Below are 14,260 nucleotides of genomic sequence, written 5' to 3' on the forward strand. Positions count from 1 at the left end.
GCCGGGCCTCCTCCTGGTATCCGGACCGGTTGCCGACCCCTCGTCACCCGGACAGCCCGTCAGGGTCGTCGTGGCGGGCGTTTGCCGCCGACGATCTCCTCAAGAGCTGGACGCAACCCGGAACGAGGACCATCGAGATGACCCGACCGCTTTCCCACCGACGCAGGACGACGGCCCACCGTGGCCTGGCAGTGGCCGCGATGACCGTCGCCGGACTCCTCCCGGTGGGGGCGATACCCGCGAGCGCGGCCGCGCCCGCCCTGGTGACCGCCCACGGACACGACCACGGACGCGACCACCGCCACGGGCACGGCCACGGACACCACCACGGACACGGCCACGCCCGCGGGGACGACCACCGCGGCGACCGCGGCCGGTACACCGACGTCAGCTCCGACGCCGGGGACGACGCCGGCTCCGACGAGGACTGCACGCAGGAAGAGCTGAGCCCCGAGCTCGCGGCCCAGCTCGACGCGGCCGTCAAGCAGGTGATGAACCAGACGGGCGTTCCCGGTGTCTCCGTCGGCCTGTGGCTGCCGGGCAAGGGCCGGTACGTCCGCTCCTTCGGCGTCGCCGACAAGAAGACCGGCGCCCCCATGTCCGACGACCTCTTCATGCGGATCGGCAGCGTGACCAAGACCTTCACCGCCACCGCCGTGCTGGAGCTGGTCGACGACGGGCTGGTCGGGCTCGACGACCCGATCTCGGACTACGTGAGCGGCGTCCCCGACGGCGACCGGATCACCGTGCGCAACCTCGCGGAGATGCGCAGCGGCCTCTTCCCGTACTCCTCCGACCCGGGCTTCGTCACCGCGCTGGAGTCGAACCCCACCAGGCCGTTCACCCCCGAGGAACTGCTCGCGTACGGGTACAAGCACCCCAACGTCGCCGCGCCGGGCACGCAGTTCCAGTACAACAACAGCAACTACATCCTGCTCGGCCTGGTCGTCGAGAAGGTGAGCGGCATCCCGCTGGCCGAGTTCATCCACGACCGGGTCACGAAGCCGAGCGGCCTCGACGACACCGTGTTCCCCGCAGGGGCCGAGTTCCCGTCCCCGCACGCACACGGGTACACCAACCAGACCCTGAACGGCGCGACGGTCGACGCCACGGACTGGAACCCGAGCTGGGGCTGGGCCGCCGGCGCGATGATCTCCGACCTGGACGACATGAAGCGCTGGGCCAAGGACCTCGCGGACGGCACGCTGCTCTCGCCCGAGACGCAGGAGCAGCGCACCAGGTACCTGTCCACCGGCCTCCCCGGCGCGGGCTACGGGCTCGGCATCTTCAGTGTCCAGGGGTGGGTGGGGCACAACGGCTCACTGCCCGGGTACGAGAGCCTCGTCCTCCACATGCCCGAGACGGGCGCGACGCTCGTCGTGCTCCTCAACACCGACATCCTCCACGAGGGCATCGAGCCGAGCACCCTCTTCGGACAGGCGATCACCAAGATCGTGACACCCGACAACGTCTTCTTCATCCCCGCCACGAAGTAGACCGCCGCCGGTCGCGGCCCGCGGGGGCCCGGCGGCCCGCACCTGCCCGCGGAGGGCGGTGCGGGCCGCGATGACGACGCCCTGACCTCCGGTTGGCGGTTGCCGGACACGGCGGCACAGGACTTGCCGAACCTGACCGAGTCCTGAACCTCCGCGCCTTGAGCGGCGACCGCGTCCCGTGGAGGCTTGGAACGGAGATCCGGCCCGTTGTCGTCCCGAGGGGGAGGTACCCGCCGTGCACAGGACCTGCGCCGCCGCGCCGCGGCGAGCCCCGAACGCGACCGCCCGCCCATGACCAGGCTGATCGGCCGTGCCTTCGGCTCCCTGACGGTCCGGAACTTCCGCCTCTTCGCGACCGGCCAGATCGTCTCGGCGGCGGGCACCTGGATGATGGTCGTCGCCCAGGACTGGCTGGTCCTCGACCTGACCGGCAACTCCGGCCCCGCGCTGGGCGCCGTGACCGCGCTCCAGTTCACCCCGGTGCTGCTGCTGACCCTCCACGGCGGCCGGCTCGCGGACCGCCACGACAAGCGCCTGCTGCTCACCGTGGCCAACCTGGCGGCCGGTGCGCTCGCCCTGGTGCTGTCGCTGCTGGTGCTCGCGCACGACGTCCGGCTCTGGCACGTCTACGGGCTGGCGCTCGGCCTGGGCGTCGTCAACGCGGTCGAGGTCCCGACCCGCCTCTCCTTCGTGAGCGAGATGGTCGGCGCCGAGCTGCTGCCGAACGCCTCGGCGCTCAGCGCCGCCTACTTCAGCACCGCGCGCGTCGTCGGCCCGGCGCTCGCCGGGCTCCTCCTCACCGCGCTGGGCACCGGCTGGGTCATGCTGGTCAACGCGCTCAGCTACCTGGTCACGGTGACGACCCTGCGTCTGATCCGCCCGGCGGAGCTGAGGCGCGGCCCGCGCACGGACGCCCACCCGCGGGTGCGGGACGGCCTGCGCTACGTCTCGGGACGCCGGGACCTGCTGCTGGCCCTGGCGCTGGTCGCCGCGGTCGGCCTGTTCGGCATGAACTTCCAGCTCACCCTTCCGCTGCTGGCCAAGACGGTCTTCCACGCGGACGCCGCCTCCTTCGGGCTGCTGTCCAGCGCCTTCGCGGCCGGCTCACTCGTCGCGGCGCTGGCCACCACCGGGCGCCGGCGCCGGCCGTCGGGCCACCTGGTGGCCGGATCCGCGCTCGCCTTCGGGGTGCTGGAAGGCCTGACGGGGTGGGCGCCCTCGTTCGCCGTCGCCGCCGTGCTGCTGTTCCTGGTGGGCTTCACGGCCATCCACTTCGCGCAGGCCGCCAACCACCGCGTCCAGCTCGGCAGCGACCCGCGGTACCGCGGTCGCGTGATGGCGCTCTACACCCTGATCCTCCAGGGGTCCACGCCGCTGGGCGCCCTGGGCGTCGGCTGGCTGGCCCAGCACTGGGGTGCGCGCTCCGGGCTCGTGCTGGGCGGGCTGGGCTCGGCGGCCGCGGCGGTCTGCGCCCTCGGGTACGAGCGGCGCGACCGGGCCGGGCGGGAGCCGGGGCGCGACGGTCCGTCCGGCGGCCGGCAGGAGGCCGGCGACCCCGGCGCACCCGACGACGTGCGGGCCCTGCGGTGACCGCCGTGGCCTCAGGAGCATCCGAGACCACGGTGACCTCGGTGGCCTCGGTGGCCCCCGCGTCGTCCGCCACTCTCCGGCCGGCTCTCCCGGGCCGGCTCCACCACCCCCCGACCGGAAGGGCGTTGCGATGACCGGGCCGAACGATCCCCGCCTGCTCCGCGTGGAGCGCGGCGATCCGTCCCCCGACGAGCTGGCCGCGGTGGTCGCCGTCCTGCTCGCCCGTGCGGCCGTCGGCGCCGGCCCGCCGCCTGCCGACGAACCGGCGCCGACGGCCCGGTGGCGCCGCCTGGAGCGGGTGTACCTCTTCGACGCCCCCCGGGTCTGGCGCACGTACCAGCGCGCCGACGGCTGAGCCGTCCCGGTGCGGCCCGGCCTCCGCCCGGGAGGGCGTGGGCCGGGCCGCGCCGCTCCTCGGGTCGCTCGGACCGCCCGGACCCGCTCAGGCTTCCGGGAAGAGGCTGCGGTAGTGCCGGTACAGGGTGCCGGTGCCGCCGAGCTCCTTCAGCACCGGCTCCCAGACCGCCTCGATGTGGGCGACCGCCTCGGCCTCCGACACCCACTCGGAGAAGCTGAGGATGCTCGTCCCGTCGACACTGATGTGCATGTTCGCGGATATCCCGCCCGGGTAGTCACGATCCTCGCCCTCGGTCCTCTCCTCGGCTGCCAGGAGGCCGTCGATCCACTCACGGGCGGCCTGGTCGTTCTCCGCGCCGAAGAAGGCCACGGGGAAGGACTCGGCGACGGGGGCCGGGCCGGCGACCCCGCCCCCGTGCACCGCGCGGTACAGCCGGTAGGCGACGGGCGCCGGTGCACCGGTGCCGGCACCCGTGTGGTCGGAGATCCCGCCCTTCTCCCCCAGCGACCGCTGCAGCGCCTCCTCCGAGGACCACTGGGCGTACGTCAGCACCGGCCCCCCGTCGCTGCTCGTGTAGGCCGTGAGTGACAGCAGTTCGGCGGGCCAGGGGCTGGACTCCCAGTGCGCGACGACGGCCCGCGCGACCTCCGGCTGCTCCCGGCCGTCCGCCGGCACCGTCCCGACCAGCACGATGTCGCTCTTCGGGTTCTCGATGACGGGCCGCTGGGCAGGGGTGACGGACATTCTCGGGCTCCTCGGGTCGGGGTGGCTCCACGACGGCGCGGGGCCACGGCGTGGTACCGACAATTCTCCGACCGGCCGTCACCCGCGACCAGGAAGCCCGGCTCAGGGTTCTGAAAAGAACGTCAATTCCGTTTCAGAAAAGGTCAATTCACGTGTACGACACCGGACCGGCCCGGCATCGGGGAAATTTGCACTGATCAGTGCAGATCACGGAACCAATCGGTCAGCGGCATTGAACTGATGGATGCAGAACCGCCGACCCGACGGTTATGCTGCGCGGGTGGACGGAACTGCGACATCGGCGTCTGCCAGGCGGACGGCCTCCCGGGGACGCATCGACAAGCGACAGGCGATCCTGGGCGCGGCGTTCACCGTGTTCGCCGACCAGGGCTACGCCCGCGCGGGCATGGACGGCATCGCCGAGGTGGCGGGCGTCGCCAAGCACACCGTCTACAACCACTTCGGCGACAAGGAGAACCTCTTCCACGCCGCGTTGGCGGCGACCGCCGACGCGGTGATGACCGAGAACCTGGCCATCGTGGAGGAGTTGACGTTCGAGTGCGGCGAGGGGGCCGAACCGGTCCGCTCCCGGCTGGAGGACGTGGGCTACCGCCTGCTGCTCCAGTGTTGTGATCCCCGCTCCTGGGCCCTGCGCCGGCTCCTCCAGGCGGAGATCACCCGCTTCCCCGAACTGCTGGAGATCGTCCGCGGGTTCGGCTCCGACCGGCTCAGGCAGGGCCTGGCCGACCGGATGGCCCGGCTCGCCCTCGCCGGCAGGCTGCGGATCTGCGATCCCGTCGAGGCGGCCGAGCAGTTCCTCGCCCTGCTCACCGGGCCGATGGAGGCCCGCTCGCAGCTCGGCACCCGCACCGTCCCGGAGAGCGAACTGCGCGCCGTTGCGGGCGCTGCGGTGGGCACGTTCCTCCGGGCGTTCCACGCCGGCCCCTGACCCGCGGACACCGGCGGCCGCGCACCGGCCCCGGGCTTCCGGCACCCCGGAAACCCGGGAGCCGGCCGGCGCGTCCCGTCCCGGCGCGTGGGAACGGCCCGGCGGCAACCGACGACAGCGGTCCGGGGGCGTCCCCGCCGAGCAGTACGAGGCGGGGTCACCCGGACCGGCAGGGAGGCAGGCAATGGGGCTTGCGACCGTGAAACCAATCCGACCCGTGCTACCCCAAGGGAGATACCGTGCGAATCCTCGTGGTGGAGGCCCAGAAGCACGAAGCGATGATCCTGACCCGCAGTCTTGAGCGGTACGGCCACGAAGTCACCACCGTCCACACCGGGACGGCCGCGCTGGAGAACCACCGGCAGGCGGACTTCGTCCTGCTCGACCTCGACCTGCCGGACGTGGACGGCCTGATGGTCTGCCGCAGAATCCGTGAGAGCGGCGGCGAACCCGTCCCGGTGATCGCGCTGACCGACGGCGGCACCGAGCAGGACCGCGTCCTCGGCCTCCGGGCGGGCGCCGACGACTGCCTCGACAAACCGTACGAGATACGCGAGTTGGCGGCCCGCATGGAGGCCGTCATGCGCCGCCGGGAGCCCCGCCAGCCGGTGCCCGCCCCGAAGACGACCGTCTCCATCGGCGCCCTCCGCATCGACGCGGCCTCACGCGAGGTGCAGGTGTACGGCAGGCCCGTCGAGCTGACCCGCAAGGAGTTCGACCTCCTGTACTACCTCGCCCGGCACTCCGAGGTGGTCGTCACCCGGCAGCGCCTGATGGCGGAGATCTGGGAGATCCCGCCGGCACAGGCCCAGGGCGCCCAGGCGAGCCGCACCGTCGACACCCACGTCAGCTCGCTGCGCAACAAGCTGGGGCGCAGCAGCTGGATCGTCACCGTCCGCGGGGTCGGGTTCCGGGTCGGCCTCGGCTGACCGGCGGCACGCCCGGACCGCGTCCGACGGCCTCCCCGACCGGCTGCCGGGCCCCGTGCGCGCGCACGCTCCCGGGCAGGGCGTGCGCGCGCACGGCGGGCGGACGTGATCCGCTCACGCGTGCCCGCGGCTCACAGGTACACCGTGTTGGGCTCCAGGCCGCTCAGGAGCCGGCCGTAGAGCTCGATGTTGGTGCTCGGCGTGATCAGGGAGTGCAGGGACGTCGCGTGGACGTCCCGCTGGATGCGGGTGATCGGCACGTCCTGGAAGATCGAGGAGCCGCCGCTCGCCGCGGCCAGGATCTCCACCGCCTGCTTGGCCTGCCTGGCGATCCAGCCGATCTGCACCCGGGAGAAGACCCGGTCCTCCTGGGACCACGGCTCGTCCCGGTCGATCTTGCGCGCCAGCAGGTCGGCGAACCGGTGGGCCCGCGCCTCGGCGTCCTCGACCAGCAGGGCCGCCTCGCCGACCTGGAGGTGGGTGACCGGCGCCTCCCGCTGGCTCGGGTAGCTCGTGTACGTCAGCGGCCGGCCGGGGAGGCGCTCCAGGAAGGCCGCCAGGGCGTACTTGGCCGCACCGACGAGCTGGCCCGTCTGCATCGCCGTCGCGGTGACCAGCATCGGCACCCGGTAGGCGGGCTTCACCGCGTTCACCTGCGACTTGGAGACGTTCTGGTAGAACTCGGCGCCGCTGATCACGCGCCGGTCCGGCACGAAGACGTCCTTCGCCACGGTGGTCACGCTGCCCGAGCCCTGGAGCCCGATGGTGTGCCAGTCGTCGACGATCTCCAGCTCGTCCACCGGCACGAGGGAGAACAGCGGGAAGGTCTCCCCCGCAGGCCCCTCGGGCATCGCCGCGGTGATCTTCCAATGGCTGTGCAGCACACCGCTGTTGAATCCCCAGCTGCCGTTGAGCAGATAGCCGCCGTCGACCCGGGTCGCCGTGCCGGTGGCCGCCGTCGTGCCGCTCACCCGGACGTGGGGCCGGGCGAACACCTCGTCGAGGGCCTCGTCCGGCCAGAGGCCGACCATCCAGGTCAGCGAGGCGTAGATGGACATGCAGAAGGCCACCGAGCTGTTGCCCTTGGCGACCTCGGCCAGCACGTCGACGAACGAGCGCACGTCCGACTCGTATCCGCCGTACTGGGCGGGCACCTGCATGCGGAGCAGCCCGGACTCCTCGACCGCCTCGATGACGTCCGGGGGCAGCCGGCGGTTCTCGTCGATCCAGAGCGCCCGGGAGCGCAGCAGGGGCACCAGCTTCCCTGCCGCCTCGACGAGATCGCCCCGGGTTGGCACGGTGGTTGACATGATGGGTTCCTCCCGGTGTGGGTGACTCGGATGCCCCCGTCGTCGGTCCTCGGAGTCCCGGGCGACGGGCGCAGGTCTGTTTCTGGCGGGCGGGGATCTCGGATTCGGTGGTCCGGCGGGCGACTTGGCCACGCGGGAGGTCACGGCGGGAGCGCCGTCGACGAGCCGATGTCCGGATCCTCGCACCGCCGGTCCGCGGGCGGCAAGGGAAGTCCGGAGAACCTGCGGGCGGCCCGCAGGTCCCGGCGGGCCGTCAGAACTGGCCCAGTGCCACGAGGAGTTCCCTCCTGCCGGAGATGGAGAGCTTGCGGTAGACGCCGGACAGGTGGAACTCGACGGTTCTGACGGTCAGGGAGAGGCTCTCCGCGATCCGCCGGTTGCTGTACCCGGCGCGGGCGAGTTGCGCGATCCTGGCCTCCTGCCGGGTGAGCGGGGCGCCGTCCGGCCCGCTCATGCGCAGCGCGGAGTCGGCCCGGTGGGCCCAGAACGCGTTGCGGCAGGTGCGCGCCACCGCGCCGGCCGCCGCCAGCCGGCTCCGCCCGCCGGCCACGTCCCTCCGCTCGGCCTGCATCGTCCCGAGGTCGTAGAGCGCCTGCGTCAACTCGCCGCGGGAGCCCGCCAGATCGAGCAGGTCGACGGCCTCCTCCAGCAGTGCGGGGGACGTCTCGTCCCGGCGCGAGACGGCCACGGCGTGCAGGGCGGTCCCGATGCCGCGGGCCGACCCCCACCTCCGGGCGGCGATGAGCTCGTCCGTGCCCAGCGCCAGTGCCAGGTCGTACCTACGGGCGGCCACCGCCCCGAGCGCGCCCCTCGAACGCCAGGCGATGACGGCGGGGTTGGCGACGTCGCGGGAGGCCAGCAGCCGGCCGCAGGCCAGGTGGTCGTCGATGCCGTGCCGGAACCGGCCCGCGGCCAGGTGCAGCGCGCCGCGGGCGGCCAGGACGTCCGCCCCGTCCGGGTGTCCGGCGTCGAGCGGGCCGGCCAGCCCGTGCTCCAGCAGCACCCGGTGCGCGCCGTCGAGGTCGCCGGTCCGCACCAGTGCCTCGATCAGCCAGGCGGCCGCGAGGAGGCCGGGTGTCTCCGGCCGGCCGGAGGCGAGGACCGCGCGCAGGAGCCGCGCGGCCCGGTCCGCGTCACCGGAGAGCATGCCGAGCCGGGCCCGCAGCAGGGCCAGCGTCTCGCGGTGGCGGGCCGAACCGGTCCAGAGCGGGTCCCGGACCAGCCGCGCGCAGTGCGCGCCGGCCGAGGCCGTGTCCCCGGCGTGGAGCAGGCTCAGCACGGCCGGCCACACACAGCGCGGGTCGGCCCGCCACTCGTCCACGGCCAGCACCCGCTCCGCCCGCCGCACCACGAGGGGGCGGTTCTCCCCGCGGTTCGCCAGTCCGATGGTGTGCAGGGCCGCGGACACCCCGGGCGGGACGTGTGCGCCCTCGTCCGGGCGGACGACCCCCGGCACGTGTGTGCGGACCGGGGCGGGCTCCCCGTCGCGCCGCGGGCCCGCCACCGGTGCCCCGGCGGTCCGCGGCTGCGCGGGCCGGTCGCTGCCGCCCTTCACGATGCACTCCGTTCGGTAGGAGAGGGACGGTCCCTCAGGCCGTGATGCCGTGGCGCAGGTGGTAGCGCTTGAAGCCGATCGGGCGCACGCCGGGCGTCTCGTGGGTGGCGCGCAGGGTCGCCGTCCGCGTCGCGCCGTCGAGGAACGCCTGGTGCGCCTCGTCGCTGGTCCACTCGGCGTAGTTGAGCACGCGGGTGCCGTCGGTGCTGAGGTGGAAGTTGGCCGAGATCATTCCGGGGTGCTGTCCGGCCGGGGCGCGTTCGAGGGCGCCGGTGATCGCCTCCACGATGCGCCGCTGCGGGCCCGGGCCGTCGACGTCGAAGCCGGCGACGACGAAGCTGGCCGGCGCCGGCGCTCCGGGCTCCAGCACGATCGCGTGGTGCAGGATGTACTCGACGGTCGCGGCGCCGGCCAGGCCGGCCAGGCCCGCGGTGAAGGCGCGGTGCGCCCCGGGGCCGGCCGTCTGGACGTACGTCAGCACGGTGTCCCCGTCGGTGCCGAGGTAGGCGCCGGCGGAGAGGATCCCGGCCGGCCAGGCGGCGGCCCGCCACTGCCGCGCGGTGTCGTCCAGGGCCTCGACGCCGGCCGCACGGCCGGGGACGTACCACTGGGCCACGTGGACGGCCGTGCTGTCGGCACGGCGGACGTCCGGCGGTGCGGACGAGTTCTGCTGGGGCATTGCCGTCCCCCTTCCGGGGTGGGGTCGCGGGGTGTCAGGGATGCCAGGCGTACCCGGGCCGGCAGGGGCGCCAGGGCTGCCAGGGCCGGCAGGGGTACCGGGGGCTTTGGCGGGGCCGGCAGGGGTACCGGGGGCTTTGGCGGGGCCGGGGTCAGCGCGGGTACGGGCTCGCGCCGCGGGCGGTGCGCAGGGCCCGGCCCCACCACCCGAGCTGGTCGAGGAGCAGGTTGGCCGACCGGACGCTCGGCTCCGGGTCGGACAGCCGGCCCTGCTCGTCGAAGCGCCGCCCGGCGTCGGGAAGCGCGACGTTCTCCCGGACGGTCAGCGTGTGCACCTCGGCGAACACCTGCCGCAGCTGCTCCACCGCCCGGATCCCGCCGCTGAGGCCGCCGTAGGAGACGAACCCGACCGGCTTGGCCGCCCACTCCTCGTAGAACCAGTCGACGGTGTTCTTCAGGGCGGCCGGGAAGCTGTGGTTGTACTCGGGCGTGACCACGACGAAGGCGTCGGCTGCCGTGAGGACGGCCCGCAGCGAGTCACGCACCCGGGCCGCCCTTGCCGGGAGGTCCCCGCCCGGCTCCGGCAGGACGAGCGGCAGCGGGTGGTCGGCCAGGTCGACGTCGTGCACGGCGAACTCGGGGCGCTCCTTGGCCTGGGCCAGGAACCAGTCGGCCACGGCCGGCCCGAGCCGCCCGGCCCTGACGCTGGCGGTGATGACGGCGAGTGAGAGCTGGTCAGCTGTCATGGTTCGACCTGTCTGTGAGAGGAGCGGAGTCCGGTCAGGGCGGCCAGCAGGCCGGCCACACCGACCGCGGTGATGAAGAGCAGTGCCGGGCGGTGGCCGTGCCGGGAGCCCAGCAGCCACGCGGTGACCGGGAGCATCAGCACGGCGCCGAGCTGGACGGCCGTCTGGTAGAGCGGGACGGCCGCCGCCCGGTCGGCGGCCGGGAGGGCCGCCGTGGCCTGCATGTTGAGGGCGGCGAAGGAGAGCACGAAGCCCGCGCCGACCAGGAGCAGGGTCGGCAGCATCGCGGTGAGGTACGAGCCGTCGTCGGGCCGCCACAGGTAGAGGGCGTAGCCCAGGACGGGCGTGGCCGCGCCGAGGGCGACCAGCCGGGCGGTGCCCCAGCGCGCCGTCATGGCCGCGGCGAAGGGCACGGTCACGGCCAGCGGCACGCAGGCCGGCAACAGGGCGACCGCCGACTGCCAGGGGGACCAGCCCAGTTGGCGCTGGGTCTGGAAGACGAGCAGCAGCAGCAGGCTCTGGTAGGTGCCGTTGAGCGTGGCCGCGCCCACGGCGGAGCGCAGCAGCGGGCCGCTGCGCAGGAGTGCGGGCGTGATCCGCGGCGCCGGGGCGGGGCCCCGGTCGGGCGGGATGAGCCGCAGGCCGAGGAGCAGCAGGACCAGGGCCACCGGTGCCGGGAAGAGGAACGTCCAGCGCCAGCCCGCCGCCAGGAGCGCGCCGGACAGCAGCAGCCCGACCGTGAAGCCGGCCGCGCCGAACAGGGAGTAGGTGGAGACGGCCCGCCGCTGCTGCGGTCCGTTCGGGAAGGTGGTGCCGATGATGGCGAGGCCGGTGGGGGCGGTGAGCGCCGCGCTGAGGCCCTTGACCACCCGGGTGGCGATCAGCAGGGCCGCGCCGTCGGCGAGTCCGCCCACGACGGAGGCGGCTGCGAAGAGCAGCATCGCGGCGAGGTAGACCCGTTTGCGGCCCAGCCTGGCGTTGAGCCTGGGTCCGAGGACGAGCAGGGCGGCGAAGCCGAGCGCGAATCCGCTCATCAGCCACTGCACCGTCCAGAGGTCCGTTCCGAGTGCGGTGCCGATGGACGGAAGGGCGACGAGCACCAGGGAGACCTCGACGGCGTCGAGGATCATGTTGGCCGAGAGGATGAGGAGGACGGCCCAGAGCCGTGCGTCCCAGTGCGCCGGCTCCGCGGCTGGCCCGGTGGCGGACGAGGTGGACGGGGTGGATGGGGTGGACGAGGTGGAGGCTGTCATCGGAGCAGTGGGGGGAGCTTCTCGGTCACCAGTCGGATGTTCTCCGTGACGAGGTCGTCCGGCATGCCGGCGATGCTCGCCCAGAAGATGAGGTGCCTGACGGGCAGGTCCTTCGTCAGCTCCCGGATGCGCACGGCCGCGTCCTCGGGCGTGAGGATGTCCAGCAGGCCCCGGGTGTCCTGGGCGTTCGGATCGCGCAGGTCCTCGGCGGTGAGCAGCGGTGTGCTGCGGCCGGTGCCCTCCACCGATCCCTGGCGGTAGGAGTTCACCTGGTGGGCGAGGTGTGGTGCCACGCGGTGCCAGGCCGCCTCCGGGTCCTCCGCCAGGATGATGGGCAGCAGGTCGGAGACCCGCGCGGACCGCGGGTCGTGGCCGCCTTCGGCCAGTCCCTCCCGGTAGTGCCCGAACATGGCGTGCGAGATGTGCAGCAGGCCGATGCCGAGGCGCCCGGCGATCCTGGCTCCGCGCGGCCCGTAGAAGCCGCCCCAGACCGGGGGCGGGTCCTGGATCGGCAGGGGGGTGACGGCCTTCTCCTCCCAGAGGCGCAGGATCTCGCGGATGTTCCGTTCGGTGCCGGCGAAGCGTCGTTGGAAGTCCGCGCCGAACAGCTGGTACTCGGGCAGCCGGTAGCCGGCGCCGAGGCCGAGTTCCAGCCTGCCGCCGCTGACGAGGTCGACGAGCGCGGCCTGTTCGGCGAGGTCGACGGGGTTGTGCAGGGCGGGCAGCACCACCGAGGTGCCGATCCTGGCCCGGCGGGTGCGGGCGGCGACGGCGGCGGCGAAGGTCAGCGGCTGAGGAAGGTAGCCGTCCTCGAAGAGGTGGTGTTCGGTGAACCACAGGCCGCCGGCGCCGCGTTGGTCGGCCTCCTCGCAGAGTTCCAGGGTCCGGGCGTAGTGGTCGGCCCACGGCCGGTGCCACTGCGCGGGGTTGCGCAGGTCGAAGAGCAGCCCGACGTCCAAGGCGTGGTTCCTCCATCCGGTGTCGGTGGTGCTGACGGGGTCGGTGATGTTGACGGGGTCGGTGAGGTGGGCAGGGTCGGTGGGGTCACTGGGGCGGGTTGCCGTGCTTGCGGTGCGGCAGGTCGGCGGCCTTGGCGGTGAGCATGGCCAGGGCGCGGCAGAGCAGGGGCCGCGTCTGCCGCGGGTCGATCACGTCGTCGACGAGGCCGCGTTCGGCCGCGTAGTACGGGTGGACGAGCTCGCTGCGGTACTCGGCGATCTTCCGGGCGCGCATCGCCACCGGATCCTCGGCGGCGGCGATCTCGCGGCGGAAGACCACGTTGGCGGCCCCCTCGGCGCCCATCACCGCGATCTCGTTGGTGGGCCAGGCGAAGGCCAGGTCGGCGCCTATCGAGCGGGAGTCCATCACGATGTACGCACCGCCGTAGGCCTTGCGCAGGACCAGTGAGATCCGTGGCACGGTGGCGTTGCAGTAGGCGTAGAGCAGCTTGGCGCCGCGCCGGATGATGCCGTCGTGCTCCTGGTCCACGCCGGGCAGGAAGCCCGGCACGTCGACCAGGGTGACCAGCGGGATGTTGAACGAGTCGCAGAACTGGACGAACCGGGCGCCCTTCTCGCTGGCCCTGATGTCCAGCACGCCGGCCAGGGCGGCGGGCTGGTTGGCGACCAGGCCCACCACCCTGCCCTCCAGCCGGGCCAGCGCGCAGACCAGGTTGGGGGCGAAGGCGGCGTGCACCTCCAGGAACTCGCCGTCGTCGACGATCTCCTCGATCACGGCCCGCACGTCGTAGGAGCGGTTGCCGTCGGCGGGCACCAGGTCGAGCAGGGCGCCGGACTCGCGGTCGGGCGGGTCCGCGGTGACCGCCCGGGGCGGCAGCTCGCGGTTGTTGGAGGGCAGCAGGGAGAGCAGGTAGCGGACCTCGGCCAGGCAGGTCTCCTCGTCGTCGTAGACGAAGTGCGCGACGCCGGAGGTTACGCCGTGCACGTCGGCACCGCCCAGGCCGTTCTGGGTGATCTGCTCGCCGGTCACCGCCTGGACGACGTCCGGGCCGGTGATGAACATCTGCGAGGTCTCCCGCACCATGAACACCAGGTCGGTGAGGGCGGGGCTGTAGGCGGCCCCGCCCGCACACGGGCCGAGCATCACGCTGATCTGCGGGATGACCCCGGAGGCGGCGGTGTTGCGCCGGAAGATCCCGCCGTAGCCGGCGAGCGCCTGGACACCCTCCTGGATCCGGGCCCCGGCACCGTCGTTGAGCGAGACCAGCGGCGCCCCGGCGGCGATCGCGAGGTCCATCACCTTGTGGATCTTCTCGGCGTGCGCCTCGCCCAGCGCTCCCCCGAAGATCCGGAAGTCGTGGGCGTACACGAAGACCGTGCGGCCCTCCACCGTGCCCCAGCCCGTCACGACGCCGTCGGTGTGCGGTTTCCTCGCCTCCAGGCCGAAGCCGCTCGCCCGGTGCCGCCGCAGGCCCTCGACCTCGGTGAAACTCCCCTTGTCCAGGAGGAGTTCGATGCGCTCCCGGGCGGTGAGCTTGCCGCGTGCGTGCTGTCGTTCGGTCGCCTCCCGGTCCGGTCCCTCCCGGACCAGTTCCTTCAGCGCGCCGAGTTGTGCCGTGCGTTCCGAGACGCTGCCGGAGACCTCCGTCGTCGGCATGCCGGGCCACCTCCAGTTCGTTCGGTTCGGTCGTCA

Annotated in this window: 13 protein-coding genes; 5 read left to right on the forward strand and 8 right to left on the reverse strand. The window is 73.3% G+C overall.

The window, feature by feature from the left end:
* Positions 1-137 precede the first annotated feature (137 nt).
* The 3 genes from C2142_RS31465 (at position 138) to C2142_RS31475 (ending at position 3,441) form a co-directional block, all read left to right on the forward strand.
* Positions 138-1,496, forward strand: coding sequence for a beta-lactamase family protein (locus C2142_RS31465; RefSeq protein WP_241002890.1), 1,359 nt, complete (start codon positions 138-140; stop codon positions 1,494-1,496).
* A gap of 291 nt (positions 1,497-1,787) precedes the next feature.
* Entirely contained in the window at positions 1,788-3,086 is a 1,299-nt protein-coding gene (locus C2142_RS31470; RefSeq protein ID WP_174315795.1) for an MFS transporter, read from the forward strand.
* Between the two features lie 130 nt (positions 3,087-3,216).
* Positions 3,217-3,441, forward strand: a complete 225-nt coding sequence (locus tag C2142_RS31475; RefSeq protein ID WP_148646215.1) for an acyl-CoA carboxylase epsilon subunit — start codon at positions 3,217-3,219, stop codon at positions 3,439-3,441.
* Positions 3,442-3,528: 87 nt separating this feature from the next.
* Here the strand turns inward: C2142_RS31475 and C2142_RS31480 are convergent, their stop codons facing one another.
* Positions 3,529-4,188, reverse strand: a complete 660-nt coding sequence (locus C2142_RS31480; RefSeq protein ID WP_148646216.1) for a hypothetical protein — start codon at positions 4,186-4,188, stop codon at positions 3,529-3,531.
* A 280-nt stretch (positions 4,189-4,468) separates the two neighbouring features.
* Here C2142_RS31480 and C2142_RS31485 point away from each other — a divergent pair, with 280 nt between their 5' ends.
* A complete protein-coding gene (locus C2142_RS31485; RefSeq protein ID WP_241002891.1) occupies positions 4,469-5,137 on the forward strand; it encodes a TetR/AcrR family transcriptional regulator in 669 nt (222 codons plus the stop codon).
* A 239-nt stretch (positions 5,138-5,376) separates the two neighbouring features.
* Complete coding sequence (locus C2142_RS31490) at positions 5,377-6,066, forward strand: response regulator transcription factor (protein WP_148646218.1); 690 nt, start codon at positions 5,377-5,379, stop codon at positions 6,064-6,066.
* Between the two features lie 131 nt (positions 6,067-6,197).
* Here C2142_RS31490 and C2142_RS31495 read toward each other — a convergent pair whose 3' ends face one another.
* From C2142_RS31495 to C2142_RS31525, 7 genes are all read right to left on the reverse strand, one after another.
* Entirely contained in the window at positions 6,198-7,376 is a 1,179-nt protein-coding gene (locus C2142_RS31495) for an acyl-CoA dehydrogenase family protein (RefSeq protein WP_148646219.1), read from the reverse strand.
* Positions 7,377-7,629: 253 nt separating this feature from the next.
* Positions 7,630-8,931, reverse strand: a complete 1,302-nt coding sequence (locus C2142_RS31500) for a LuxR family transcriptional regulator (protein WP_148646220.1) — start codon at positions 8,929-8,931, stop codon at positions 7,630-7,632.
* A 34-nt stretch (positions 8,932-8,965) separates the two neighbouring features.
* A complete protein-coding gene (locus C2142_RS31505; RefSeq protein WP_148646221.1) occupies positions 8,966-9,610 on the reverse strand; it encodes an antibiotic biosynthesis monooxygenase in 645 nt (214 codons plus the stop codon).
* Positions 9,611-9,761: 151 nt separating this feature from the next.
* Entirely contained in the window at positions 9,762-10,355 is a 594-nt protein-coding gene (locus C2142_RS31510; RefSeq protein WP_148646222.1) for an NAD(P)H-dependent oxidoreductase, read from the reverse strand.
* Entirely contained in the window at positions 10,352-11,608 is a 1,257-nt protein-coding gene (locus tag C2142_RS31515; RefSeq protein ID WP_148646223.1) for an MFS transporter, read from the reverse strand. The genes C2142_RS31510 and C2142_RS31515 overlap by 4 nt, the downstream gene beginning before the upstream one ends.
* On the reverse strand, positions 11,605-12,567 hold the full coding sequence (locus C2142_RS31520) for an LLM class flavin-dependent oxidoreductase (RefSeq protein WP_148646224.1): 963 nt from the start codon (positions 12,565-12,567) through the stop codon (positions 11,605-11,607). Before C2142_RS31520 ends, C2142_RS31515 begins: the two co-directional genes overlap by 4 nt.
* Before the next feature lie 85 nt (positions 12,568-12,652).
* The gene (locus C2142_RS31525; RefSeq protein WP_148646225.1) at positions 12,653-14,224 is read right to left on the reverse strand and encodes an acyl-CoA carboxylase subunit beta; all 1,572 of its coding nucleotides are present in this window, start codon (positions 14,222-14,224) and stop codon (positions 12,653-12,655) included.
* Between the last annotated feature and the right edge of the window lie 36 nt (positions 14,225-14,260).

This window comes from Streptomyces sp. CB01881, from assembly GCF_002953255.1.
Lineage (GTDB): Bacteria > Actinomycetota > Actinomycetes > Streptomycetales > Streptomycetaceae > Kitasatospora.